The sequence below is a fragment of the Tardiphaga sp. genome (assembly GCF_044340795.1).
Classification (GTDB): domain Bacteria; phylum Pseudomonadota; class Alphaproteobacteria; order Rhizobiales; family Xanthobacteraceae; genus Tardiphaga.
The window spans coordinates 1-26158 of sequence record NZ_JBIISY010000075.1; the positions used below are offsets into that span (position 1 = coordinate 1).

Sequence of the window (26158 nt, forward strand, 5' to 3'; positions counted from 1 at the left end):
AATCTTCGGATTGTCGAAGGGCGGGTTGAGGAAGTTCATGCGGCCGAAGGTCTGGAAGCCCAGCGGGTTCAGCACTTCGATCTTCAGCTCCGGATCCTTCTCCAGGACCGGCAGCAGGTCGTAGGGACCGTTCTCCATGAAGTCGATGTCACCCGACTGCAGCGCATTCACTGCGGTCTGTGCATCGGGCATGGTGATCCATTCGACGCGGTCGACCTTCACCACCTTGCCGCCGGCCTGCCAGTCGGTCGGCTCGGAGCGCGGCTTGTACTCCTTGAATTTCTCGTAGACCGCCTTCACGCCCGGCTGGAATTCGGACTGCACGAATTTGAACGGACCCGAGCCGATCTGCTCGGCAATCGCCTTGCCGGCCGGCGTCTCGGCGAGACGCTTCGGCATCATGAACGGCACCAGCGACGACGGTTTTGCGATCGAATCCAGAACGAGACCGTAGGGCTCCTTCAGCGTCAGCACGATCGTCTTGGCGTCAGGCGCCTCGATGCTCTTGGTGAAGTCCATGAGCTTCTGGCCCATGCCGTCATTGCGGCCCCAACGCTTCAGCGAGGCGGCGCAGTCTTCGGCGGTCACCGGCTTGCCGTCATGCCACAAGAGGCCGTCGCGCAGCGTGAATGTATAGACAAGCTTGTCGTCGGAGACCTTCCAGTCCGCCATCTGCGGCTTGATCTCGTATTTCGAGTTCATGCCGAGCAGCGTATCGAAAACCATGTAGCCGTGATCGCGGACGATATAGCCGGTGGTGATGCCGGGATCGAGCACGCGCAGGTCGGAATGCATCACCGCGGTGATGGTCTTGCCCGCAGCATGAGCCGGCGACGACAGCACCGGCAGCGCGAGGGAAGCTGCAACCGCCAAACCCGGCAGCGCGAATTTCGTGATGGCCGCGGAACGCAGCCAACGTGACATATCAAACACTAAGTCTCTCCTGACTGGAATCTCATCATCGATCGATGATCGATTGTGCAATGCGATGGAATTTTGAGCCCCTTCGCATATTGCCTTTGTAAATTAGGCTTCAAAGCCTTGCATCATGCGCGAGGCGGGTCAATCGTGTTTTCAACGGTATGCATCGACTCGTTCCAGGGTTCGCTCAACAGAACATGTCCGCAACGATCTGTGGCGATGTGCATCGTTAATTTGCAAAGGCAATCACGCTGCTGCAATGTCGCGCATGAGCGCACGCGATATGATCAACCTCATGTCGCGCACAATCATGGATGACAAAAGTTCTCACCCAAGAGGAATGATTTGATGAATCCCGCCGAACTTCCCTTCGATCTCGAAGACATGCTGAAAGGCCTGCGCGTCTGGGTCGAATGTGAAAGCCCCACCTGGGATGCGAATGCCGTCAACAGCATGCTCGATCTCGCCGCGCGCGACATGCAGATCATGGGTGCGACCATCGAGCGCATCGCAGGGCGTCAGGGTTTCGGCGGTTGCATCCGCGCCCGTTTTCCACACCCGAAATTCGGCGAGCCGGGCATCCTGATCGCGGGTCACATGGATACCGTGCATCCGGTCGGCACCATCGAGAAACTGAAATGGCGCCGCGACGGCGAACTCTGCTACGGCCCCGCGATCTGCGACATGAAGGGCGGTAATTATCTGTCGGTCGAAGCGATCCGCCAGCTGATGCGCATTTCCTACACCACGCCGCTGCCGATCACCGTGCTGTTCACGCCGGACGAGGAAGTCGGCACCCCCTCCACCCGCGACATCATCGAAGCCGAAGCCGCGCGCAACAAATATGTGCTGGTGCCGGAGCCCGGCGCAGCGAATAACGGCGTCGTCTCCGGTCGCTATGCCATCGCCCGTTTCAATCTCGAAACCATCGGCCGCCCCAGCCATTCCGGTGCCACGCTGTCGAACGGCCGCTCGGCAATCCGCGAGATGGCGAAGAAAATCGTCCAGATCGACGAGATGACCGGCCCGGACTGCACGTTCAGCGTCGGTGTCGTGCACGGCGGCCAATGGGTCAATTGCGTAGCTTCATCCTGTACGGCGGAAGCGTTGAGCATGGCCAAACGCCAGGACGATCTCGACAAGGGCGTCGAGCGCATGCTCGCTCTGTCGGGCACCGAGAATGACGTGCAGTTCAAGGTCACCCGCGGCGTGACGCGTCCGGTCTGGGAACCCTCCGCAGCAACCATGGCGCTGTTCGAGAAGGCCAAGGCCATCAATGCCAGCCTCGGCCTGCCTGAACTGACCCATGGCCCAAAGGGCGGCGGTTCGGACGGCAATTTTACCGGCGCCATGGGTATCCCGACGCTTGACGGCCTTGGCGTGCATGGCGCCGACATGCACACGCTGAACGAATACATCATCGCTCAGAGCCTGGTCGACCGTGGTCGACTGATGGCGGGATTGCTGGCCACGCTCGATTGAAGCAATGACGACCGGTCCGCACATTGCCTCCGTGATGTGCGGATCAAAAAAGTGGCACGGGACTTGCTACCTTTTTACTCAGAAAATTTCGGGTTGAGGCGCATCGCGACTGTCTGACTGATGAAGATCAATTGCTGTGCGCCCGTGACGTTTCCGGTTGACCGATCTGGTCCAGTTACGTTCGAACAACACGACCAATAGGAAAGCGTTATGCTCGGATATCTCATTCGCCGAATTCTGGCGGCCATTCCCGTGATGGGCGTGGTGGCATTGTTCGTCTTCTTGCTGCTGCGGCTGACACCGGGCGATCCCGCCGCGATCATCGCGGGCGACAATGCAACCCCGGAGCAACTCGAGCGCATCCGGACCTCGCTCGGGCTCAACGAGCCGCTCTATACGCAGTTCTTCAGCTGGGTCTGGCGATTGCTGCATGGCGACTTCGGCACCTCGCTGATCTCCAACGTGCCCGTCTTGCAGATGGTCAATCAGCGCATCGAGCCATCCCTGAGCGTCGCCCTGAGCGTGATGCTGGTGTCGATCTGCGTGGCTATTCCGCTCGGCGTCATCGCTGCATGGAAGCACGGCACCTGGATCGACCGTCTCGTGATGGCGCTGTCGGTGGTCGGTTTCTCCGTGCCCGTCTTCGTGATCGGCTACGTGCTGGTGCAGATCTTCGCGATCGAGCTGCGCTGGGTGCCGGTGCAGGGCTTCCGCAGCATCTCGCGCGGCTTCGGCCCGTTCTTCGAACGCATGGTGCTGCCCACCGTTGCCCTCTCCTTCGTCTATGTGGCGCTGATCGCGCGCATGACACGCGCGGCGATGCTCAACGTGCTCGGCGAGGATTTCGTCCGCACCGCGCGCGCCAAGGGCATCAATGAAGGCTCGGTGCTGTTCCGCCATGCGCTGCGCAACGCGGCCGTGCCGGTCATCACCGTGATCGGCACCGGCTTTGCGCTGCTGATCTCCGGCGTCGTGGTCACCGAGAGCGTGTTCAACCTGCCCGGCATCGGACGCCTCACCGTCGATGCCGTGCTGGCGCGCGATTTCCCGGTGATCCAGGCCATGATCCTGCTGACCTCAGGCGTCTATGTCTGTGTCAATCTGCTTATCGACCTTGCCTACGCATTGCTCGATCCCCGCATTCGTTACTAGGAAATCGCAAACGATGGCGATCGAGTCTCTCCCCAATCCCGCCCTTCCCTCACGCCGCGGTCCGTCGCTTGGCTTCCTCACGGCAACGCCGATCATCGCCATCGCGACGATCTGCCTGACGCTGGTGATCTTGTCGGCGATCTTCGCGCCTTGGCTGACCTCGCATGATCCGCAGCTTCTCGCTCCGGCGATGCGGCTGAAGCCGGCGAGCCCGGAATATCTGCTCGGCACCGACGCCTATGGGCGCGACGTGCTGGCGCGTATTCTCTATGGCGGTCGCATCTCGCTGCTGATCGGTCTCGGCGCTGCTGTCACCAGCATCGTCATCGGCCTGTGCATCGGCCTGTTCTCAGGCTTCTTCAAATGGATGGACGCCATCCTGATGCGCGTCATGGACGGCCTGATGGCGATGCCCGGCGTGCTGCTGGCGATCGCCGTGGTGTCGCTCTCCGGCGCGACGCTCACCACCGTGCTGATCGCCATCACCATTCCGGAAATTCCGCGCGTGGCGCGTCTGGTCCGTTCGGTGGTGCTGTCGGCGCGTGAAGAGCCCTATGTGGAAGCCGCGATCTCGCTCGGCACCAGCATGCCGAAGATCATGTGGAAGCATCTGGTGCCGAACACCGTCGCCCCGCTGATCGTGCAAGGCACCTTCATCGCCGCCTCCGCCATTCTCACTGAAGCGATCCTGTCGTTCCTCGGCGCTGGCATCTCGCCGGAAACGCCGACCTGGGGCAACATCATGGCCGAGGGCCGCGCCTTCTTCCAGGTCAAGCCTTCGCTGATCTTCTGGCCCGGACTGCTGTTGTCCGTCGCCATCCTGTCGGTGAACCTGATCGGCGACGCCGCGCGCGACGCACTCGATCCCCGCATGCAACAGCGGGAGGCCGGCAAGTGAACGACATCGTGAAACCTGTTTTGAACGAGAGCACGCCTTTGAACGAACGTCCCATCGCTCTCGATATCGAGAACCTCGTCGTCGCCGTCGGCAAGGACGGCAAAGGCAAGAAGATCCTCGACGGCGTGTCGCTGCAGGTACGCCAGGGCGAGACGCTCTGCGTGGTCGGCGAAAGCGGCTCGGGCAAATCGGTGACCTCGCTCGCCACCATGGGCCTGCTGCCGAAGGATTCGCTGAAGGCGACCTCCGGCAGCATCAAGCTCGTCGGCGAGGACGTGCTACAGGCGAGCGACCGCCGCCTGCGTGACCTGCGCGCCACCACCATGGCGATGATCTTCCAGGAGCCGATGACAGCGCTGAACCCGGTCGTCACCGTCGGCAAGCAGATCGACGAAGTGCTGCGCACCCACACCAGTCTCGGCAGCAGCGCACGTCGCGCCAAGATCCTCGACATGATGGAGCAGGTTCGCCTACCCGACGTGAAGCGGATCTTCAGTTCATACCCGCACCGCCTCTCCGGCGGCCAGCGCCAGCGCATCATGATCGCCATGGCGCTGGTGCTCGAGCCAAAGCTGCTGATCGCCGACGAGCCGACCACCGCGCTCGACGTGACGACGCAGGCGCAGATCCTCAAGCTGATGCGCGATCTGCAGAAGGATCACGGCACTGCCGTGCTGTTCATCACCCATGACATGGGCGTGGTGGCCGACATCGCCGATCGCGTCGCTGTCATGCGTCAGGGCCGCCTCGTCGAGACCGGGCCGCTGAAGCAGATCCTCAGCAATCCGGAGATGGACTACACCCGCAACCTGCTGTCCTCGGTGCCGAGCCTGGTGCCGCGGCCGCCGCGGATCGAGGAAGGCTTCAATCCGGTGGTGCTGGAAGCCAATGAACTCGGCAAGGTCTATCGCGAGCGCTCCTTCATCGGAAAGCCGCGCGAGGTCCACGCCGCGAAGGATGTGACGCTGACCCTGCGCAAGGGCCGCACCCTCGGCATCGTCGGCGAGAGCGGCTCGGGCAAGTCCACCGTGGCGCGCTGCATCGTCCGCCTGATCGATCCGACCTCGGGCGGCATTCGCCTCGCCGGCCGCGAGATCTCGGACCTGTCGCGCCGTGCGCTGCAGCCGCATCGCAAGAAGATCCAGATCGTGTTCCAGGATCCGTACCGCTCGCTCAACCCGCGCATCACCGTCGGTGAATCGATCTGCGAAGGCCCGATCAATTTCGGCACCAAGCGTTCGGTCGCGATGGCCCGCGCGCGCGAGCTGCTCGAACTGGTCGACCTGCCCGCGGATGCCGTCAATCGCTATCCGCATCAGTTCTCCGGCGGCCAGCGCCAGCGCATCGCCATTGCGCGCGCGCTCGCGCTCGATCCGGAAGTTCTGGTGGCGGACGAAGCGGTGTCGGCACTGGACGTGTCGGTACAGGCCCAGGTGCTGAAGCTCCTAGACGACATCCAGACCCGGCTCGGCATCGCCATCCTGTTCATCACCCACGATCTGCGCGTCGCCGCGCAGATCTGCGACGATGTCGCTGTGATGCAGCACGGCAAAGTTGTGGAACAGGGCCCGGCCGCTGAAGTCCTCGCAAATCCGCAGCAGGCCTATACCAAGCAGCTGCTTGACGCGGCGCCCGGACGGGGATGGGATTTCGCCAACTTCCGTCCGGTCGATCCCGCTTTGGTGGCGTCGGCCGTCTAGTATCATCCCGTCATTCCGGGGCGCGGCCGGCCCTTGCCGGACGCTAACCCAGAATCTTGCAGTGATAAGCACTTCGAGATTCCGGGTCTTCGCCTTCGGCGCAGCCCGGAATGACGATCATTCTGCGAACCGAGTGCCTTCATGACCCGTATCGCCGTCGGCGGCTTCCTGCACGAGACCAATACATTCGCCCCAACCAAGGCCACCTATGAGGCCTTCGTGCATGGCGGCGGCTGGCCGTCGATGACGCACGGCGCCGATGTGCTGAAAGTGATGCGGGGCATCAATGTCGGCCTGGCCGGCTTTGTCGAGGAAGCGGAAGCCCGCGGCTGGGAGCTGATCCCGACCATCGCCTGCGGCGCCAGCCCCTCCGCGCATGTCACCGAAGACGCCTATGAGCGCATCGTCGGCGAGATGATCGAGGGCATCAGGAAGGCCATGCCGCTGGATGCCGTGTATCTCGACCTGCACGGCGCCATGGTGACCGAACATCTCGACGACGGCGAAGGCGAGATCGCGCGCCGCGTGCGCGAAGTTATCGGACCGGACATTCCGTTCGTGGTCAGCCTCGACCTGCACGGCAACATCTCGCCGGAGAGCGTCGAATACACCGATGCGCTGATCGCCTACCGCACCTATCCGCATGTGGACATGGCCGATACCGGCCGCGCCTCGGCGCGCCATATGGAGCTGCTGCTGACCGGCAACCGCTTCGCCAAGGCGTTCCGGCAGCTGCCGTTCCTGATCCCGATCTCCTGGCAATGCACCAATGACCAGCCGACCAAGGGCATCTATCAGAAGCTGGCGGCGCTGGAAGACGACCAGGTGCCGACGCTGTCCTTCTGTCCGGGCTTTCCGGCGGCGGACTTCGCTCATTGCTGCCCGAGCGTGTTCGCTTATGGCGTGACGCAGGCCGATGCGGATGCCGCGGCGGAGACCGTGGTGAAACTGGTGCTGGGCCACGAGAATGATTTCGACGGCAAGATCTGGCAGCCCGACGAAGGCGTGCTGCATGCGATGGAGCTGGCGAAGACGCTGAGCAAGCCGGTGGTGATTGCCGACACGCAGGACAATCCGGGCGCCGGCGGCGACTCCGACACCACCGGCATGCTGCGCGCGCTGGTGAAAAACAAGGCGATCAAGGCCGCCCATGGCGTGATCTATGATCCCGCTGCTGCCAAGGCCGCGCATGAAGCGGGCGAAGGCGCCACCGTCAAGCTTTCCATCGGCGGCAAGTCCGGCATTCCCGGCGATGCGCCTTACGAAAACACATTCGTCGTCGAGAAACTCTCCGACGGCAAATTCGTCGCGCCCGGTCCCTACTATGGCGGCCGCGACATGGACATGGGCCCCTCGGCCTGCCTGCGCATCGACGATGTGCGCGTCGTCATCTCCTCACACAAGGCCCAGCTCGCCGACCAGGCCATGTATCGCTATGTCGGCATCGAGCCGACCGAGCAGAACATTCTCGTCAACAAGAGCTCCGTGCATTTCCGCGCCGACTTCGAGCCGATCGCAGGCCAGCTGATGATCTGCGCCGCGCCGGGCGCAATGCCGGCGGATACGTCGGTGTTGCCGTGGCAGCATCTGCGTCCAGGCATCAAGCTGAAGCCGAACGGCGCGCCATTCACGCCGGAAACCTCGTCCCCTGCCCTCGTTCCGTAACGGATACGCCCATGCCCACGCTCGATCGCATTCAGGCGTTTGCCGACGACCTCACCGCCATCCGCCGCGATTTTCACGCCCATCCGGAGGTCGGCTTTGAAGAAGTCCGCACCTCCGGCATCGTCGCCGACAAGCTTGCGAGCTGGGGCATCGACGTGCATCGCGGCTTAGGGGGCACCGGCGTGGTCGGCACGCTGAAGGGCAAGGGCAACGGCACCAAGCGCATTGGCATTCGCGCCGACATGGACGCGCTGCCGATGGAAGAGAACACCAATCTCGCCTGGCGCTCCACCATTCCGAACCGCTTCCATGGCTGCGGCCATGACGCCCACACCACCATCCTGCTCGGCACCGCGCGCTATCTCGCCGAGACGCGCAATTTCGACGGCACCGTGCATTTCATCTTCCAGCCCGCCGAAGAAGGCCTCGGCGGCGCGCGTGCGATGCTCAAGGACGGGTTGTTCGACAAGTTTCCCTGCGACGAGATCTACGGGCTGCATAATGCACCCGACATGAATCACGGCGAGATCGGCATCTTCCCCGGCCCCAATCTCGCTGCGGCGGATTTCTTCGACATCACCATCCGCGGCTACGGCGCCCATGGCGCGCAGCCCAACCGCTCCAAGGATCCGGTCATCGTCGCCATGGCGCTCGGCCAGGCGATCCAGAGCATTGTCAGCCGCAATGCCGATCCGCTGAAATCCGCGGTGCTGTCGATCACCCAGTTGCATTCCGGCTCGGCCTATAACGTGATCCCCAACGAGGCTCGGCTGTGCGGCACCACCCGCACCTTCGACAACGACATGCGCATGCTGATCCGCGAGCGGATGAAGACGCTGGCCGCTGGCATGGCCACCGCATTCGATTGCGAGATCAAGGTCGAGATCCGCGACGGATTCAGCGTGCTGGTCAATCAGGAAGAGCAGTCCAAGGCGGTCGAAGACGTGGCGCGCACCATTGTCGGCGACGCCAATGTGCAGACCGGTATCCGCCCCATCATGGGCTCCGAGGATTTCGCCGACATGCTGCATGCCGTGCCCGGCGCCTATTTCTGGCTCGGCCAGGAAGGCTCGGTGCCGCTGCATAATCCCGGCTACATTTTCGACGACAAGGCGCTGCCGATCGGCTCCAGCATGTTCGCGCGCATCATCGAGACACGCCTGCCATTGGCCAACAGCTAACTCATTCCCGCGGCTATCAACGGATCATCATCATGCCCACACTCGAACGCATTGACGCCTTCGCCGACGAACTCACCGCCATCCGCCGCGACCTGCATGCGCATCCGGAAATCGGTTTCGAGGAAGTCCGCACCTCCGGCATCGTCGCCGAGAAGCTCGCCTCATGGGGCGTGGAAGTGCATCGCGGCCTCGGCGGCACTGGCGTGGTCGGCACGCTGAAGGGCAAGGGCTCGGGCACCAAGCGCATCGGCCTCCGCGCCGACATGGACGCGCTGCCGATGGAAGAGAACACCAATCTCGCCTGGCGCTCGACCATCCCCGGTCGCTTCCATGGCTGTGGGCATGACGGCCACACCACCATGCTGCTCGGCACTGCGCGCTATCTCGCCGAGACCCGCAATTTCGACGGCACCGTGCACTTCATCTTCCAGCCCGCCGAAGAAGGCCTCGGCGGCGCGCGCGCCATGATCAAGGACGGGTTGTTCAAGCAGTTTCCCTGCGACGAGATCTACGGCCTCCACAACGCGCCCGACATGAATCACGGCGAAGTCGGCATCTTCCCCGGCCCCGCGATGGCGGCAGCGGATTTCTTCGACATCCACATCAAGGGCTATGGCGCCCACGGCGCGATGCCGGAGCGCTCGAAGGATCCGGTGATCATCGCGATGACGCTCGGCCAGGCGATGCAGTCCATCGTCAGCCGCAATGTCGATCCGTTCCAGTCGGCGGTGCTGTCGATCACCCAGATCCATTCAGGTTCGGCCTATAACGTTATCCCCGATGATGCGAAGCTGTGCGGCACCGTGCGCTGCTTCTCGGAGACCGTGCGCCAGCAGATCCGCGACCGCATGCATGCGCTTGCCAAGGGCATCGCCACCGCTTTCGACGTCGAGATCACCGTCGATATCCGCGACGGTTTTAGCGTGCTGGTCAATCAGGAAGAGCACTCGAAGGCCGTGGAAGATGTCGCCCGCATGATTGTCGGCGATGCGAACACGATCACGCGTTCGAAGCCGAAAATGGGCTCGGAAGATTTCGCCGACATGCTGCATGCCGTCCCCGGCGCCTATTTCTGGGTCGGCCATGAAGGCTCGGTGCCGGTGCACAATCCCGGCTTCTATCTCGACGACAAGATTTTGCCGATCGGTGCCAGCATGTTCGCCCGCATCATCGAAACCCGGCTGCCGGTGTAGCCGCCATGACCGACGGGATCAGCAAGGCCACCGCACTCCATGAACTGTCGGCGGTCGAGCTGATCGCCGGCTACAAGGCGAAGACCTTTTCGCCGAGCGAAGCGCTCGAGGACGTGCTTTCCCATATCGCCACATGGGAGCCGCAGCTCGGCGCACTCTATGCCTTCGAGCCCGAGGTCGGGCGTGCTGTCGCGAAGGAATCGACATCGCGCTGGGCCAAGGGCGCGCCGGTCGGCCCGCTCGACGGCGTGCCGACCACGGTGAAGGAAAACATCGCCACCAAGGGACATCCCATTCCGCTCGGCACCGCGGCGACGACGCTGGTGCCTTACAACGTCGATGCGCCACCCGCCGCACGTTTGCGCGAAGCCGGCGCGGTGATCTTCTCCAAGACGACCATGCCGGATTACGGCATGCTGTCGTCCGGCCTCTCCAGCTTCCACACGCTGGCGCGCAATCCGTGGGACCTGACGCAGAATCCCGGCGGCTCCTCCGCCGGTGCCGGTGCGGCTGCTGCGGCCGGCTATGGCCCGCTGCATCTCGGCACCGATATCGGCGGCTCCGTGCGCCTGCCCGCGGGCTGGTGCGGCCTCGCGACGCTGAAGCCGAGCCTCGGCCGCGTGCCGATCGATCCACCCTTCGTCGGCCGCTGCGCCGGACCGATGACGCGCACCGTGGACGACACCGCGCTGATGATGAGCGTGCTGTCGCTGCCCGACGCGCGCGACGGCATGAGCCTGCCGCCGGCGGATATCGCCTGGACGAAGCTCGACGGTTTCTCGCCAAAAGGCCTGCGCATCGGCCTCACCCTCGATGTGGATTTTGGCCTGCCGCTCGACGCCGAAGTGCGCGAAACGGTGCGTGCTGCGGCGAAGGCGTTCGAAGCCGCAGGTGCGACCATCGTGGAAGTGCCGTGGGTGATGAATGGCGATCACCTGATCGGGCTCGATGCGTTCTGGCGCGCGCGGGCATGGGATGACATCTCGAAGCTTCCGCCGGATGCGCAGGCAAAAATCCTGCCCTTCATCTTCGACTGGGCGAAAGGCGGTTCGCAGCTGTCAGGCGGCGACGTGGTGCGTGGCTTCAACTGCACCATGGCGATCCGCGCCAATGCGGCAAAGGCCTTTGCCGATCTCGACTACATGCTGTCGCCGGTGGCACCGATCGTGAGCTACAGCGCAGAACTCCCCTCGCCGACCAATGACAGCAAGCGCCCGCTGGAGCACATCGGCTATACCGTGCCGTGGAACATGGCGGAGAACCCGGCGGCATCCGTCAATGCTGGCTTCAGCGCCAAGGGCATGCCCATCGGCTTGCAGATTGCCGGGCGTCGGTTCGATGACCATGGCGTGCTGAAGATGGCGAAGTTCTTCGAAGGCATCCGCGGGCCGCAGAAGCCGTGGCCGGTGGCGCCGAAGTAATTTTCTCCGTCATTGCGAGCGTAGCGAAGCAATCCAGTCTTTTTCCGTCAGGAAGAACTGGATTGCTTCGTCGCTGCGCTCCTCGCAATGACGGCGTTGAACAAGCCGTCCGGACGTGCTTCAAAAACAACAATAATAACGGGAGAGAAACCGACATGGCCTATGAGACCATCCTCTACAGCGTCGAGGACCAGATCCTCACCATCACGCTGAACCGCCCCGAAAAGCTCAACGCCTATAACGCCACCATGCAGGCGGAGATGATCGACGCCTTCGACAAGGCCGATGCCGACGACAATGTGCGCGCCATCATCATCACCGGCGCCGGCCGCGGTTTTTGCGCAGGCGCAGACCTCTCCTCGGGCGGCAATACGTTCGACCGCGATGCGCGGCGCGGGCCGGTGCGCCGCAACGCCGACGGCAGCGTCGATTACAGCGACGAGATGGCCCGCGACGGCGGCGGCCAGGTGACGCTGCGCATGTTCAAGTGCCTCAAGCCCGTCATCGGCGCCATCAATGGCCCCGCGGTCGGCATCGGGGCGACCATGCAGCTCGCCATGGATATCCGCATCGCCTCCGAGAATGCGCGCTTCGGCTTCGTGTTCTCCCAGCGCGGCATCGTGCCGGAAGCAGCATCGAGCTGGTTCCTGCCGCGCATTGTCGGCATCTCGCAGGCGCTGGAATGGTGCTATTCCGGCCGTGTGTTCCCGGCGCAGGAGGCCCTTGCCGGCCGCCTCGTCAGCAAGGTGGTGCCGCATGACGAATTGCTGCCCACGGCTCGGGCGCTGGCAAAGACCTTCATGGAAAAGACCGCGCCGGTCTCGGTGGCGCTGATCCGGCAGATGATGTGGCGCCTGTCCGCCATGGACGACCCGATGGAAGCCCACAAGATCGACAGCCGCGGCATCTATGCCCGCGGGCGATCGGAGGACGTCAAGGAAGGCGTCGTCGCCTTCCTTGAAAAACGCCCGGCAGAGTTTAAGAACAAGGTCAGCGCTGACATGCCCGACTACTTCCCGTGGTGGGACGAGCGCGGTTACAAGTGAGACCCTAAATGCTTCCGACGCCCTCCGGTCGTCCATCCGAGGGCGTCGTTTTCCTGCACGGCATCAGCCGCTCGTTCCGCTCCTTGATCAAGCTGCAGCAGGCAGTGGACAAGGCCGGCTTCGCCACGCGGAACATCGGCTATCCCAGCCGGGAGAAGCCGCTGTCGGTGCTGGTGGACGACATCCATCCCGCCATCGCGCCTTTCACGGAAGCCAATGACGGCTGCACGCATTTCGTCTGCCATTCGATGGGGGGCCTGCTGGCGCGCGCCTATATCGCGCGCTACCGCCCTGCGCGGCTCGGCCGCGTGATCATGCTGGGCACGCCGAATGGCGGCAGCGAGATCGCGGATCGCCTCAAAGGCCGGCTGCTTTATCGGCTGTATTTCGGACCGGCCGGACAACAGCTGGTGACATCGCGCGACGCGGCCACGGAAGCATTGCTGCCGCCGGTGGATTATCCGGTCGGCGTGATCGCCGGCAATCACTCGCTCGATCCCGTCGCCTCGCGCTTCATGCTCCCCGGCGCCGACGACGGCCGTGTCACCGTCGAACGCACGAAGCTCGACGGGATGGCCGATCACGTCGTGATTCCGGCGTCCCATGCGTTCATGATGAAGCACAGGGCGGCGATCGCACAGACGATCGCATTCCTGAAGGACGGACGGTTCGCGCGGCCATGGCGCAGAGTTCTGCATCGTTCCATACGCTGGCCGCATACGCGCTTGCGCTGAGCTTGCTGCAACGCAGCGGTAGCCCTCTCTATGATCCCCGCCAACGCAAAGCGCAGTTTGGGGACACGATGCGCCAATTCACACTTCTGCCGCTGGCATTGCTGCTGGCCGGCTGCGCCGATCGCGAGGCGAAATGGGCCCTGGAGGGCCGCAGCTCGCTGATCGGTCTCGATCAATCCACCATCCGCATGTGTGCGGGATTTCCTAACGGCACCGTGAAGGACGGCCGCACGGAGATCTGGATGTATGAGCGCAATACGAGCTCGCCGGCGGGTGTGGCGCCGGTGGCAGTGACGCTGCCTCTGGGGCTGAGTGTCGGCGGCGCGGTGCCCGTGGGCTATTGCCGCGTGCAGATGCGCTTTGCCGGCGGCAAGGTCAGCGAGGTGCATTATGCCGGCGCGACGGATATCTCGCACTATCGCGATGCGGCCTGTGGCCAGATCGTGCGGAGCTGTTTGCCGCAGGAAGGGCGGACTGTGGAGTGATCGCCATCTCTCCGAATGTCATCACCCGCGTAGGCGGGTGATCCAGTAATCACGGACAATCCTGCTTCATCACAATTGCCCGTGTCGACTGGGTCGCCCGGTCAAGCCGGGCGACGACAGCGCGTGTCCAGGTCTACGCCGCCTTGATCGCCGCCAAAAAGCGCTCGACCTGATCGCGCATCTGGCCGGACTGGCGGGCGAGATCGTCGGAGGCGGACAGCACGTCGCCGGCCGATGAGCCCGTATCGCCGGCCATGTCGGTGACGCCACTGATGGTGCGCGAGATCTCGTTGGCGCCTTGTGCTGCATGCTGGACATTACGCGCGATTTCCTGCGTCGCGGCGCTCTGCTCTTCCACCGCGCTGGCGATGGACGATGCGATCTCGTTCATGGTGCCGATGGTGCCGGTGATCGCGCGGATGGCATCGACCGCATCGCCGGAGGACGACTGGATCGCCGCGATCTGGGCGCGAATCTCCTCGGTGGCTTTTGCGGTCTGGCCGGCGAGGCTCTTCACCTCGGACGCCACCACCGAGAAACCGCGACCGGCCTCGCCGGCGCGTGCGGCCTCGATGGTCGCGTTGAGCGCCAGCAGATTGGTCTGGCTGGCAATCTCGGTGATGAGATTGACCACATCGCCGATACGCTCGGCCGCCGACGACAGCGCCATCACCGTGTCATTGGTGCGGCCGGCCTCCTCCACCGCCTTCTGGGCGATGGCCGCGGAATGCGACACCTGACGGCCGATCTCGACCACCGAGCTCGACAGCTCTTCCGCCGCCGCGGCGACGGTCTGCACATTGGTGGAGGTTTCCGTCGACGCCGCCGTCACCACCGTCGCCTGACGGATGGTTTCGCCGGCGGTGGTGCTGAGTGATTCCGCCGTGCCGTGAAGCTGCGAGGATGCCGCCGTCAACGACGACAGCAAGGCTCCGATCTCGTCGTCGAAGCGGCCGGTGAGCTCGGTCACGCGCGCGCTACGCTGGCTGCGGCGATTGACGTCCTCGGCCTCGCGAGCGCTGAGCTCATTGGTCCTGATCATGTTGTCCTTGAAGAAGGCCACTGCACGCGCCATGCCGCCGATCTCGTCGCGGCGGTCGGTGCCGCCGATGGCGGTGGTGACATCGCCATTGGCAAGATCGGTCATCGACGCCGACAAGTCGCCGATCGGGCGCGTGATGCTGCGCGCCATGGCGAGCACCGCGGCGCCGCTGACGAGCAGCGCCAGCAACATCAGCACCGAGGCGATGGTGAGCGTACTGGCGGCATCCGCCTTCTTGCCACCCACCGTTCTGGCGAGCTGATCGGCGAGACCATCCTCGATCGCCTTCAACAGATCGATGCGCGCGGTGCTGGCATCGAACCATGTCTTGCTGTCCAGCCCCTTGAAATCGCCGGCGAGGCCGCCCTGCTCGATGGTTTTTCGCATCGCGTCGACGCGCTCGATGACGGGGCCGGACATGCTGCGTGAAAACAGCGCCAGCGCCTGCGGCGTCGCCGAGGCGCGGAAGGCAGCGAAAAAGCCCTCCTGCCCCGCGGCAAGGCCGATGCCGCGTGAAAAGGCCGGCAGCTCGAACTTGCCGGCGGCGATGGCGCCGGCATTGAGCGCGCGCTCCTGCCCAGCCCGCTCCTTGCCTTCGATCAGATTGGCATAGGCGGAGATCGCCTTGGAAATATCGTCATCGCTGCTGAGTTTCGCGATGCCGGTGATGACGGCGATCTGCCTTGCGATCGTCTCGGTGAGGCGACCGACGGCGGCGGGCGGCGCGAGCGCGAGAGTGTCGACTTCGCTGCGCAACGCATCGAGCTTGCCGATCACATCACTGGCGCGATCGGCGGCGGAGGCAAGATCGCTGGCCGATGCGCGCTTGAGTTCATCAAGTGCAGGCATGGCGACGACGCGTTCTGCGTCGGTGCGCTTGCGCTGCTCCGGCAGCTCGCTGCGCATCTGCGCGCCCTTGCTGCTGAGGAAGGCGGAGGTCATGCCGCGTTCCTTCTGCAATTCATGCACGAGGCGGCTGAGTTTGGTGACGCCCGCGGCGACCGGCGCGAGCCGGTCCATCTCGGCATAGACGCTCGCCTTGCTGGCGATTTCATAGGCCGCCAGGGCGGCGACGATGATCAGGGGAAGAATGGCGGACAGAGCAATGCGGTAAAGGATCTTGGTATGTTTCAACATGGTCACCCTCAGCTGTGACACACGTTTTACGGGAATATTCGTAAATGAACCGCCGGACCGAAGTGACCAAAGTTTGATCACTCCATCAGCAGCGCAACACGGCCAATTGCCTTTCGATCAGTCAGCAAGCGCATCGCTTGTGCAACGTCGGCCAGCGGTAACCGATGCGAAACGTTCGGTCGGACCTTGCCGGCTTCGGCCCATGCGAACAGCGTCTTCAACCGCTCTTGCCCGATCTTCGGATCGCGCCGCGCGGCTTCGCCGGCGCGCACGCCCAGCACGCTGGCGCCCTTGATGAGGACGAGATTCGTCTTCGCAACGCCGATGCCGCCGGTGAAGCCGATCACCAGCAGGCGCGCACCCCAGTTGATGCAGCGGAGACTCTGTTCAAAGATGTCGCCGCCGACGGGATCGAACACGACATCCGCGCCCCTGCCATCGGTGATGCGTTTGACCGCATCCTTGAACGGCTCGGCGCCATAGAGAATGCCGTGATCGGCGCCGCGCGCCCTGGCGACGGCGAGCTTCTCCTCAGAGGATGCGGCCGCAATCACAGTGGCACCCAGCAGCTTGCCGATCTCGACGGCCGCGAGACCGACACCACCACCGGCGCCATGCACCAGCAGCACCTCGCCTGCCTTGACCTGCCCGCGATCCACCAGCGCATGATGCGCGGTGCCATGCGCGGCGAGGAAGGTCGCGCCCTCCGCATAGTCGAAGGTAGAGGGCAGCAACGTGAGCTGCGAGGGCGCGACGACGACTTCCTCGGCATAGCCGCCGAAGCGCAGCTTGACGATGACGCGGTCGCCAGGCTTGAAGCCCGTCACATCGTCAGCGATCTCGCTGATGTCGCCGGCCGCCTCCATGCCCGGCGTGAACGGCAGTTCCGGCTTCAGCTGATATTCGCCGGCTGCCATCAGGATATCGGGAAAATTGATCCCGGCGGCCCGAATGCGGACACGGACCTGGCCGGGCTTCAGCACTTGCGACGGGAAATCTTCAAGGCGCAGGATTTCGGGCGCACCGAGGGCGCGGCAGACGATCGCCTTCGGCATCAGGCAGCACTCCGGCGCTGCAGCGCCTCGCGGATCAGGGGCATCCGGTCATTGCCGAAATACATGTCGGTCTTGTCGAGATAGATGGTGGGCGAACCGAAACCACCACGGGCCATCACTTCATCGGTGTTGATCTTGAGCTGGTCCTTGATCTCCTGCTCGCTGATCCCGGCGAAGAACGCTGCGGGATCGACACCGGTGCGTTGGCACACCTCCGTCAGCACGTCGTCCTTCGAGATGTCCTGATCCTCGCCCCAGTAGATTTCAAAGACGGTGCGGGCAAACGGCACCATCTTTTCCGGCTGCTCGCGCAGCAGCCAGATGCACCCGCGCATCGCCTTGACGCTGTTCACCGGAAATACCGTCGGCGGCATCTTGATGGCGAGACCTGAGGAGCGCGCCCAGTCGCCCAGATCCTTCTTCATGTAGCGCGCCTTGGCCGGCACTGGCGTCTCGCGCGATTGATAGACGGATGGATTGATCGTGTTGAAGATGCCGCCCACCAGGATCGGGCGCCAGGCGATGTCGACATTGACCTCCTTCGCCAGCGGCTGGATGTTGTGGAAGGCGAGATAGGTCCAGGGACTGGAGCAGTCGAAGAAGAATTCGATCATCGGGTGTTTCCTCTGGTTTGTTTCTTTTTCGTTTTGCTCTCCTGTTGTCATCACCCGCGAAAGCGGGTGATCCAGTACACGCCGACATAGCGGTGTTTACTGGGTCACCCGGTCAAGCCGGGTGACGACAATAGAGCTATTGCTGCTGTTGCGCATGCGCCGGCGCATCGACGCCGAACATGATCTTCCTTGCCTGCTCATCCATCGGCTTGCGCTCCGCCTTGCCGACGGCGAGACCGGCCTGCACCTGCGGCCGGGCGCGGAGCAGTGCGTACCAGCGCTTCACGTTCGGAAAGTCATCCAGCGTCAGGCCCTGCGCCTTATGGGTCATGATCCACGGAAAGCAGGCCATGTCGGCGATGGAGTAGTCACCCGCGATGTAATCGCGGCCATCCGCGAGATGCGCATCGAGCACGCCATACAGGCGCTTCGCCTCGCGGGTGTAGCGATCGATGGCATAGGGAATCTTTTCGGGGGCGTAGAGCAGGAAATGGCCGTTCTGGCCGAGCATCGGGCCGAGCCCGCCCATCTGCCACATCACCCATTGCATCACATTGAAGCGGCCGCGTTGATCGGACGGCATGAAGCGGCCGGACTTTTCGGCGAGATAGATCAGGATCGCGCCGCTCTCGAACATGGAGATGGGCTCGCCGCCATCGGCCGGCGCATGATCGACAATGGCCGGCATCCGGCCATTGGGGGAGAGTTTGAGGAATTCCGGCTGGTGCTGGTCGCCGCGGCCGAGCTGCATCGGCACCACCGTGTAAGGCAAGCCGCATTCCTCCAGCATGATGGTGATCTTCCAGCCGTTCGGCGTCGGCGCGTAATGCAGGTCGATCATCGGTTTCCTCACGCTGTTTTGCGCGATTCTAGCCCTCGCCCACCGATGCGCAATCCCATATACGCGGAGGCCGGAACATGGCAGACAGGCGGCCACAATGAACAATTCCGGGGAGCGAACAATGCTGTTTCCAACCACCATCGCCGGCTCGCTGCCGAAGCCCGAATGGCTCGCCGAGCCCAACAAATTGTGGCCGACCTGGCGTGCCCAGGGCGAGGACCTGCAGCGCGCCAAGCGCGACGCCACGCTGCTGGCGGTGAAGGTGCAGGAAGATGCAGGCATCGACATCATCACCGACGGCGAACTGGCGCGGCAGCATTTTGTCCATGGCTTCCTCGAAAAGGTCGAGGGCATCGACTTCAAGAACAAGGTCGAGATGGGCATCCGCAATGATCGCTACAAGGCGATGGTGCCGCAGGTGATCGCGCCGCTGCAGCTCAAGGGCCGCGTGCATGATGTCGAAGCGCAGGTGGTGCGGGCGCATACCAGGAACAAGTTCAAGTTCACCCTGCCCGGCCCGATGACCATCATCGATACGCTGTCGAACAGCCACTATAGCGACCGCGTCGAGATGGCGTTTGCGTTTGCCGAGCTGCTCAATCAGGAAGCGCTGGCCCTGCAGGCTAATGGCGTCGACATGATCCAGTTCGACGAACCGGCCTTCAACGTCTTCATGAAGGATGCCGCCGACTGGGGCGTGAAGGCGCTGGAGCGCGCTGCACAGGGACTGACCTGCGCCACTGCCGTCCACATCTGCTACGGCTATGGCATCAAGGCCAATACGGACTGGAAGGAAACCCTCGGCGGCGAATGGCGGCAGTATGAGGAGATCTTCCCGGCCATCGATGCCTCGCCGATCCAGCAGGTTGCCATCGAATGCCGCAATTCGCGGGTGCCGCTGGAACTGCTCGGGCTGTTGAAGAACAAGGTGGTTCAGGCGGGCGTGATCGATGTCGCCAGCGATGACGTTGAGACGCCGGAGGATGTGGTCGCCACCATCGAGGCAGTGATGAAGCATGTGCCGAAGGAGCGGATCGTCGCCACGACCAATTGCGGCATGGCGCCGATGCAGCGGGATATTTCGGAAGCGAAGCTGCGCGCGCTGGGCGCTGGCGCGCGTCTGGCGCGGGAGAAGTTGGGGTAACTCCGTTATTGCGAGCGCAGCGAAGCAATCCAGCCTTTGCTGGTGGCCCTGGATTGCTTCGTCGCTACGCGCCTCGCAATGACGGCTGAGTATCGGCGCTTGGATGCAGCGCCGGCCTGTATCCAGCGCGAAAGGCGCGCAACGTCGATGGTGGTGTCAGCAATTGAGCATCGCGGAGAGCATCATCGACCGCCGCGTAGCTCGCGAACGACCACTGCCACGCGCGCCCTTGCGCGATCAGATAGCTCTCACCGCCCGCATCGACCATCGCGCCATCCGGGAGTCCCGTGATCGGCCCCTCAAGCGGATGCAAACGCTTTGCTCGCCCGTCCAGCCGCTCGCGATGCAACACCGCATCCATCTCCGGCGCACGGATCGCACTCACGCCATTGCCCTGCTCCCACGCCGCACGAAAACGGTTGGCGTCGTGGCGTCGGCAGTAGAAGCACGGCCGATGGCCGGCGGCGAAGGATGTGGCCTCATCGAGGAAGAACAGTTCGGTCCAGCTGCGCGTCGCCATGACATCGCGGCGGCGGCCGCGGAATTCGCAGACGCAGGTGATCCAGGCTGGATTCGACCAGCGTTTGTTCAGGAGTGTCTTGGTGCCGGGATCGTGGATGATGCCGCGATTGCCGGTGAACAGACCGCGCTCGGGGGTCGCGACGATGTCGCCGAAGGGGGTGACGCGGTTCTGAAGGGGCATGTCGCGCGTCTCCCTTGCTCTGTCTGTCATCGCCCGGCTCGACCGGGCGATCCAGTATACTCAGCCCGCCTGTGTTTACTGGGTCACCCGGTCAAGCCGGGTGACGACAGTTGGAGCCCGGCGCAGTCGCAGTTACGCCGCCCCATCCCGCATCGGCGGCTGGAACGACAGACCGAGATCCCACGGGAAGAAGATCCACGTATCCTGCGACACCTCGGTGATGAACGTATCCACCAGCGGGCGGCCCATCGGCTTTGCATAGACGGTCGCAAAATGCGCGTCGGGCAGCATGTCGCGCACCATGCGCGCGGTCTTGCCGGTGTCGACGAGATCATCGACGATCAACAGGCCCTTGCCGGTGCCGTTGCCGAGCTTCGTCGTGGCATCGGAGACGCCCTTCAGCACCTGCAATTCACCGCGCTTGTTGTGGTCGTAGCTCGCGATACAGACCGTATCGATGACGCGCACGCCGAGTTCGCGCGCCACGATGGCCGCCGGCACAAGTCCGCCGCGGGTGATCGCCACGATCGCTGCAAAAGGTCCCGCGCTGTTGAGCCGCCAGGTCAGTGCGCGGCAGTCGCGATGAAACTGATCCCACGACACCGGAAACGCCTTGCCGGCGCGCTCCTGCGCGCTCAGCTCCGGATGATCTGCCATGTCTTACTCCTTAGAAAAAACGGCCCGCCTGTTACTTCGTGGCGGCGAGCCCCGCAAGCATCTCCTTCACCGCATCCATCGCGGCGTCGAGCTTGGCCTGGTCGCGCGAGCGCACCACGAGATTGGTGTTCGGCTTGCCCGCCTCATCCATGAACGGATAGCTGCCGATGATCGTATCGGGATGCGCCTGCGCGATCTCGCGCAGCGGACCGCCGACATCACCCTCACGTGCGTTCGCCTTCACTGTGTCGGACAACATGCGCACGCCGGATTTCAGCTTCGGCGCCACGATGTCCATCATCGCCTGCATGATGCTGGGGACGCCGGCCATCACGATGACATTCTCGATCTTGAAGCCCGGCGCGAGGATGGTCGCGCTCTGGATCAGATCGGCACCATCGGGAATGCGCGCCATGCGCAGACGCGCCTCGTTGAGGTCCGCGCCAAAACGCTCCTGGAAACGCGCCACCACTTCCGGGTGATGATCGATGCTGACCCCGAAGGCCTTGGCCACCGCATCCGCGGTGATGTCGTCATGAGTCGGCCCGATGCCGCCCGTGGTAAAAACGTAGTCGTAGCGCTTCCGCAGGGCATCGAGCGCGGCGACGATATCCGCCTCGTCGTCGGAGACAACGCGGACCTCCTTGAGGTCGATGCCGATATTGGTGAGGTATTCGGCGATATAGCCGATGTTCTTGTCCTTGGTCCGGCCGGACAGAATCTCGTCGCCGATCACCAGAATGGACGCCGTCACGATCTCGGTCATGTCTCACTTCCTCGCCTTTATCGGGACCATGCGCGGAGGCGGCCCCGATGTCATCCGGTTATGCCGCTCAAACGTGCAGCGTCCAGCCAATTTTTCAGGCAGCCGGATGGCATCCCCTACGAATTGCCCGCTCAGAATGCATATCGGGCTGGCCCGGCCCTTGCTACCATCACGTTCAGTCGTGCAATCTTGTACACGGCTTCGAACACCAGTCAGGGGACCATGGCACTCGCGTTCGACGAAATGAATGGGCTCGATGGTGCGCTCCGCCCGGCCTATGAGGAACTCTCCCGCTGGCTCGCCGAGACGCCGCCGGACGCACTTGAACATCGCCGCGCAGAGGCCGAGCTGCTGTTTCGCCGCATCGGCATCACCTTCGCCGTCTATGGCGAGGCCGAGTCCACCGAGCGTCTGATCCCCTTCGATGTCATTCCCCGCATCATTTCCGGCAAGGAATGGTTGCGGCTGGAAGCCGGCCTGAAGCAGCGCACCCGCGCCATCAACATGTTCCTGAAGGACATCTATCACGGCCGCGACATTTTGCGCGCGGGCGTGGTGCCGGACGATCTCGTCTTCCAGAACCCGGTGTTCCGGCCGGAGATGAATGGCCAGGACGTGCCGCACGACGTCTATGTCCATATCGCCGGGATCGACATCGTCCGCACCGATCCCGACGAATTCTACGTCCTCGAGGACAATGCCCGCACGCCCTCCGGCGTCTCCTACATGCTGGAGAACCGCGAGATCATGATGCGGTTGTTTCCCGACCTGTTCGCGCGGCATCGCGTGGCGCCGGTGGAGAAATATCCGGACGAGCTGCTGTCCTGCCTGCGCTCGGTGGCGCCGCGCTCGGCTTCCACCGAACCGACCGTCGCGCTGCTGACACCCGGCGTCTACAACTCCGCCTTCTACGAGCACTCGTTCCTGGCCGACAAGCTCGGCGTCGAGCTGGTCGAGGGCCGCGACCTCATCGTCAAGAACGACGAGGTCTTCATGCGCACCACCGAAGGGCTGAAGCGCGTCGACGTGCTGTATCGCCGGCTCGACGACGACTACATCGATCCCCTCACCTTCCGCCCGGATTCGGCGCTCGGGGTGCCCGGCCTGATGTCGGCCTACATGGCCGGCAATATCACGCTGGCCAATGCGGTGGGCACCGGGATCGCCGACGACAAGGCGATGTACAGCTACATGCCGGACATCGTGAAATTCTATCTCGGTGAAGAGCCGATCCTGAAAAACGTGCCGACCTGGCGCTGCCGCGAGGCCGGCGACCTCGCTTATGTGCTCGACAATCTCGGCGACCTCGTCGTCAAGGAAGTGCACGGCTCCGGCGGCTACGGCATGCTGATCGGCCCGGCCGCGACGAAGGCGACCATCGAGGCATTTCGCGACAAGCTGAAGCGCGAGCCGGAAGGTTTTATCGCCCAGCCGACGCTGGCGCTGTCGACCTGCCCGACTTGTACGGCTTCCGGTCTCGCACCGCGCCATGTGGATCTCAGGCCCTTCGTCCTCACCGGCAGCAAGGACATCAATGTCGTCCCCGGAGGCCTCACCCGCGTGGCGCTGCAGGAGGGCTCGCTGGTGGTGAATTCAAGCCAGGGCGGCGGCACGAAGGATACGTGGATTCTGGATGAGTGAGGCTGCGCCTCGCGAGTTGAGTTCGATTAACGACGAATTTGAACGAGTTACATTTTCGCATGCTGTCGCGCACCGCTGAAAACCTCTACTGGCTGGCCCGCTATATCGAACGCGCGGAATATCTCGCGCGCACCATCGAGGCGACGCTGCGGGTCACCGCGCTGCCGAGCGCCTATGTCGGCCAGACCAATGAATGGGACTCGGCGCTGCAGACCGCGGGGATGAATTTCGGCTTCCACGCCAAGCACGAGACGGCCGATGAAGAGAGCGTCGTCGAATACATCGCGTTTGCGCCCGACAATCCGTCATCGATCCGCAACTGCATCGAGGCCGCGCGCCTGAATGCGCGCTCGGTGCGCACGGCGCTGACCGGCGAGATGTGGGACACCATCAACGGCGCGTGGCTGGAATTGCAGTCGGTCTGGAGCAACGGCACCAAGTCGCGCGAGCAATTGGCGCGCTTCCTGCGCTTCGTGCAGGAGACCTCGCTGCGTTTCGACGGCTCGGCCTACCGGACCATGCTGCGCAACGATGCCTACTGGTTCTCGCGGCTCGGCCTGCATCTGGAACGCGCCGACAACACTGCGCGCATTCTCGACGTGAAGTATCATCTTCTGCTGCCACAGGACGAGCATGTCGGCGGCCCCCTCGATTACTATCAGTGGACCTCGATCCTGCGCTCGGTCTCGGCGCTGACGGCCTATCACTGGGTCTATCGCGAGACGCTGAAGCCCTGGCTGATCGCGGACCTCCTGATCCTCAACGACACGCTGCCGCGCTCGCTGGCGAGCTGCTACGGTAATCTCGTCCGCAATCTCGACCAGATCGGCGTCGCCTATGGCCGCCAGGGCGCCGCCCAGCGTCATGCCCGCGGTGTCCGCAACAGGCTTGAACACAGCCATATCGACGATATCTTCCAGCGCGGCCTGCATGAATTCATCCAGGAATTCATTGCCGACAACAATCGGCTGGGCGAAATCATCGGCAAGCAGTATTTGATCTGAACATGCGCCTCCGCATCGCCCATTCCACCACCTATCGCTATGAGCCGCCGGCGTCCGGCGTCATCCAGATTCTGCGCATGACGCCCGGCAGTCATGACAGCCAATATGTGGCGGACTGGCAGATCGACGTCTCCACCGACTCGCGGCTCGACAGGCACGAGGATGCGTTCGGCAATGTCACCCATGTGTTGACCCACGGGCCGCTGTCGGACCTCACCATTACGGTGGAAGGGCTGATCGAGACCCAGGACACCGGCGGCGTGCTGCGCGGCACCGACGAGCGCTTCCCGCCCAGCCTGTTCCTGCGCCCCACGGACCTCACCGATGTCACGCCGGCGATGGAGACGTTTGCGCGCGAACTGACGCCGACGGCGGACAGCGATGCACTCGGCTATCTGCATGCGCTGATGCTCGGCATCAACACGCATATGACCTTCGACACCGATCCGACCAGCAGCGGCACCACCGCCAGCGAGGCCTTCGCCCTGAAGCGCGGCGTATGCCAGGATTACGCGCATATCTTCATCGCCTGCGCGCGGATGGGCGGCATCCCGGCCCGCTTCGTCTCCGGCCATTTCTGGCGCGCCGACGGGGCGAATCAGCAGGAGGCCGGCCATGCCTGGGCCGAGGCCCATGTGCCCGGACTCGGCTGGGTCGGCTTCGACCCCGCCAATGCCATCTGCACCACCGATGCCCATGCCCGCATCGCCATCGGCCTCGATTACCTCGGGGCTGCGCCTGTGCGCGGCACCCGCTATGGTGGCGGCATGGAGACGCTGACCGTGGCGGTCCGCGTCGACAAGGTCTCGGACCGCGGCCAGTCGCAGTTCCAGAGCTGATCTCGTAGGGCGGAGTTCCGCTGTTGCCCGGCCCGCCAACCGCGCGTAAGACGCTTTCAGGCTTACGGGATTGAACGATGACTTACTGCTGCGGAATTCTGGTGAAGGACGGCCTGGTGATGATCGCGGACACGCGCACCAATGCCGGCCTCGACAATGTCTCCACCTTCCGCAAGCTGCACATCTTCAACCAGCCCGGCGAGCGCATTCTGGCGATCGCCTCGGCCGGTAATCTCGCCATCAGCCAGTCGGTGATCTCCACCCTCAATGAGGGTCTGGAAAATCCCGAGACGGGCGAGCTCGAGACGCTGATGAATGCGCCGACCATGTTCCAGGCGGCGAAGCGGATCGGCCGGGCGATCCGGCATGTGAGCTCGACCGAAGGCAAGGCGCTGGAAGCGGAAGACATCAATTTCGACGTCTCGTTCCTGTTCGGCGGCCAGATCGCCGGCAACAAGATGCGGCTGTTCATGATCTATCCGGCCGGCAATTTCATCGAATGCACGGTGGACACGCCCTATCTGCAGATCGGCGAGCACAAATATGGCAAGCCGGTGCTGGATCGCGCCATGCATTACGATGTCGAATTGTACGAGGCGCTGAAGACCGGCCTGATCTCGATGGATTCGACCATGCGCTCGAATATCGGCGTCGGCCTGCCCATCGACGTGCTGGTGGTGCGCACCGATGTCTGCGATGCCGATCTCAATCACCGCATCGAGGCCGGCGAGCCATACTTCCACGACCTGCGCTCGCGCTGGTCGGCGGCGCTGCGCGCGGCACACCAGAACATCCCGCGGCCGCCATACAAGAGCTGAGATCGTAGGATGGGTTGAG

The 26158-nt window shown here is 63.5% G+C and carries 24 protein-coding genes; 16 read left to right on the forward strand and 8 right to left on the reverse strand.

From position 1 onward, the window contains the following. Positions 1–924: ABC transporter substrate-binding protein (locus tag ACIQ17_RS14250; protein WP_398469714.1), on the reverse strand; the 924-nt coding region annotated here is incomplete at its 3' end. Between the two features lie 345 nt (positions 925–1269). Between ACIQ17_RS14250 and ACIQ17_RS14255 the strand changes: the two genes are divergently transcribed. From ACIQ17_RS14255 to ACIQ17_RS14305, 11 genes are all read left to right on the forward strand, one after another. After that, the gene (locus ACIQ17_RS14255) at positions 1270–2403 is read left to right on the forward strand and encodes a M20/M25/M40 family metallo-hydrolase (protein WP_398469670.1); all 1134 of its coding nucleotides are present in this window, start codon (positions 1270–1272) and stop codon (positions 2401–2403) included. Positions 2404–2613: 210 nt separating this feature from the next. Next, positions 2614–3555 (forward strand): ABC transporter permease, encoded by a 942-nt coding sequence (locus ACIQ17_RS14260; protein ID WP_398469672.1) that lies wholly within the window; start codon positions 2614–2616, stop codon positions 3553–3555. Positions 3556–3568: 13 nt separating this feature from the next. Then, positions 3569–4453 (forward strand): ABC transporter permease, encoded by an 885-nt coding sequence (locus ACIQ17_RS14265; protein ID WP_398469674.1) that lies wholly within the window; start codon positions 3569–3571, stop codon positions 4451–4453. Positions 4454–4458: 5 nt separating this feature from the next. Then, the gene (locus ACIQ17_RS14270) at positions 4459–6153 is read left to right on the forward strand and encodes an ABC transporter ATP-binding protein (protein ID WP_398469716.1); all 1695 of its coding nucleotides are present in this window, start codon (positions 4459–4461) and stop codon (positions 6151–6153) included. Positions 6154–6294: 141 nt separating this feature from the next. After that, positions 6295–7818, forward strand: coding sequence for a M81 family metallopeptidase (locus ACIQ17_RS14275; RefSeq protein WP_398469676.1), 1524 nt, complete (start codon positions 6295–6297; stop codon positions 7816–7818). Positions 7819–7829: 11 nt separating this feature from the next. Beyond that, positions 7830–8999: a M20 aminoacylase family protein gene (locus tag ACIQ17_RS14280; RefSeq protein WP_398469678.1), complete on the forward strand. Its 1170-nt coding sequence runs from the start codon at positions 7830–7832 to the stop codon at positions 8997–8999. 32 nt (positions 9000–9031) lie between these two features. Further along, positions 9032–10192, forward strand: coding sequence for a M20 aminoacylase family protein (locus ACIQ17_RS14285; protein WP_398469680.1), 1161 nt, complete (start codon positions 9032–9034; stop codon positions 10190–10192). 5 nt (positions 10193–10197) lie between these two features. Next, the gene (locus tag ACIQ17_RS14290; protein ID WP_398469682.1) at positions 10198–11613 is read left to right on the forward strand and encodes an amidase; all 1416 of its coding nucleotides are present in this window, start codon (positions 10198–10200) and stop codon (positions 11611–11613) included. Positions 11614–11768: 155 nt separating this feature from the next. Next, positions 11769–12659, forward strand: coding sequence for a crotonase/enoyl-CoA hydratase family protein (locus ACIQ17_RS14295; protein WP_398469684.1), 891 nt, complete (start codon positions 11769–11771; stop codon positions 12657–12659). An 8-nt stretch (positions 12660–12667) separates the two neighbouring features. Next, entirely contained in the window at positions 12668–13393 is a 726-nt protein-coding gene (locus ACIQ17_RS14300) for an esterase/lipase family protein (protein ID WP_398469686.1), read from the forward strand. Positions 13394–13461: 68 nt separating this feature from the next. Continuing rightward, positions 13462–13878 carry a hypothetical protein gene (locus ACIQ17_RS14305; RefSeq protein WP_398469688.1) on the forward strand — a complete coding sequence of 139 codons (417 nt, stop codon included), beginning with the start codon at positions 13462–13464 and terminating at the stop codon, positions 13876–13878. 133 nt (positions 13879–14011) lie between these two features. Here ACIQ17_RS14305 and ACIQ17_RS14310 read toward each other — a convergent pair whose 3' ends face one another. The 4 genes from ACIQ17_RS14310 to ACIQ17_RS14325 form a co-directional block, all read right to left on the reverse strand. Further along, positions 14012–16057, reverse strand: coding sequence for a methyl-accepting chemotaxis protein (locus tag ACIQ17_RS14310; RefSeq protein ID WP_398469690.1), 2046 nt, complete (start codon positions 16055–16057; stop codon positions 14012–14014). Between the two features lie 77 nt (positions 16058–16134). After that, positions 16135–17112, reverse strand: a complete 978-nt coding sequence (locus tag ACIQ17_RS14315) for an NADPH:quinone oxidoreductase family protein (RefSeq protein ID WP_398469692.1) — start codon at positions 17110–17112, stop codon at positions 16135–16137. After that, positions 17112–17726: a 2-hydroxychromene-2-carboxylate isomerase gene (locus ACIQ17_RS14320; RefSeq protein ID WP_398469694.1), complete on the reverse strand. Its 615-nt coding sequence runs from the start codon at positions 17724–17726 to the stop codon at positions 17112–17114. Before ACIQ17_RS14320 ends, ACIQ17_RS14315 begins: the two co-directional genes overlap by 1 nt. Positions 17727–17862: 136 nt before the next feature. Next, positions 17863–18567 carry a glutathione S-transferase N-terminal domain-containing protein gene (locus ACIQ17_RS14325; RefSeq protein ID WP_398469696.1) on the reverse strand — a complete coding sequence of 235 codons (705 nt, stop codon included), beginning with the start codon at positions 18565–18567 and terminating at the stop codon, positions 17863–17865. Between the two features lie 121 nt (positions 18568–18688). On the opposite strand from ACIQ17_RS14325, the gene ACIQ17_RS14330 reads away from it, so the two are divergent. Further along, on the forward strand, positions 18689–19711 hold the full coding sequence (locus tag ACIQ17_RS14330; RefSeq protein WP_398469698.1) for a methionine synthase: 1023 nt from the start codon (positions 18689–18691) through the stop codon (positions 19709–19711). A 64-nt stretch (positions 19712–19775) separates the two neighbouring features. On the opposite strand, the gene ACIQ17_RS14335 is transcribed toward ACIQ17_RS14330, so the two are convergent. From ACIQ17_RS14335 to ACIQ17_RS14345, 3 genes are all read right to left on the reverse strand, one after another. Next, positions 19776–20414 carry a hypothetical protein gene (locus ACIQ17_RS14335; RefSeq protein ID WP_398469700.1) on the reverse strand — a complete coding sequence of 213 codons (639 nt, stop codon included), beginning with the start codon at positions 20412–20414 and terminating at the stop codon, positions 19776–19778. Between the two features lie 132 nt (positions 20415–20546). Beyond that, positions 20547–21071, reverse strand: coding sequence for a xanthine phosphoribosyltransferase (gene gpt, locus ACIQ17_RS14340; RefSeq protein ID WP_398469702.1), 525 nt, complete (start codon positions 21069–21071; stop codon positions 20547–20549). Between the two features lie 31 nt (positions 21072–21102). Continuing rightward, complete coding sequence (locus ACIQ17_RS14345; RefSeq protein WP_398469704.1) at positions 21103–21837, reverse strand: competence/damage-inducible protein A; 735 nt, start codon at positions 21835–21837, stop codon at positions 21103–21105. A 222-nt stretch (positions 21838–22059) separates the two neighbouring features. Between ACIQ17_RS14345 and ACIQ17_RS14350 the strand changes: the two genes are divergently transcribed. The 4 genes from ACIQ17_RS14350 to ACIQ17_RS14365 all read left to right on the forward strand — a co-directional run bounded on the left by ACIQ17_RS14350 (position 22060) and on the right by ACIQ17_RS14365 (position 26139). Next, positions 22060–23478 carry a circularly permuted type 2 ATP-grasp protein gene (locus ACIQ17_RS14350; RefSeq protein WP_398469706.1) on the forward strand — a complete coding sequence of 473 codons (1419 nt, stop codon included), beginning with the start codon at positions 22060–22062 and terminating at the stop codon, positions 23476–23478. Between the two features lie 59 nt (positions 23479–23537). Continuing rightward, positions 23538–24482: an alpha-E domain-containing protein gene (locus tag ACIQ17_RS14355; protein ID WP_398469708.1), complete on the forward strand. Its 945-nt coding sequence runs from the start codon at positions 23538–23540 to the stop codon at positions 24480–24482. 2 nt (positions 24483–24484) lie between these two features. Continuing rightward, positions 24485–25321, forward strand: coding sequence for a transglutaminase domain-containing protein (locus ACIQ17_RS14360; protein ID WP_398469710.1), 837 nt, complete (start codon positions 24485–24487; stop codon positions 25319–25321). 77 nt (positions 25322–25398) lie between these two features. Next, the gene (locus tag ACIQ17_RS14365) at positions 25399–26139 is read left to right on the forward strand and encodes a peptidase (RefSeq protein ID WP_398469712.1); all 741 of its coding nucleotides are present in this window, start codon (positions 25399–25401) and stop codon (positions 26137–26139) included. Positions 26140–26158 lie beyond the last annotated feature (19 nt).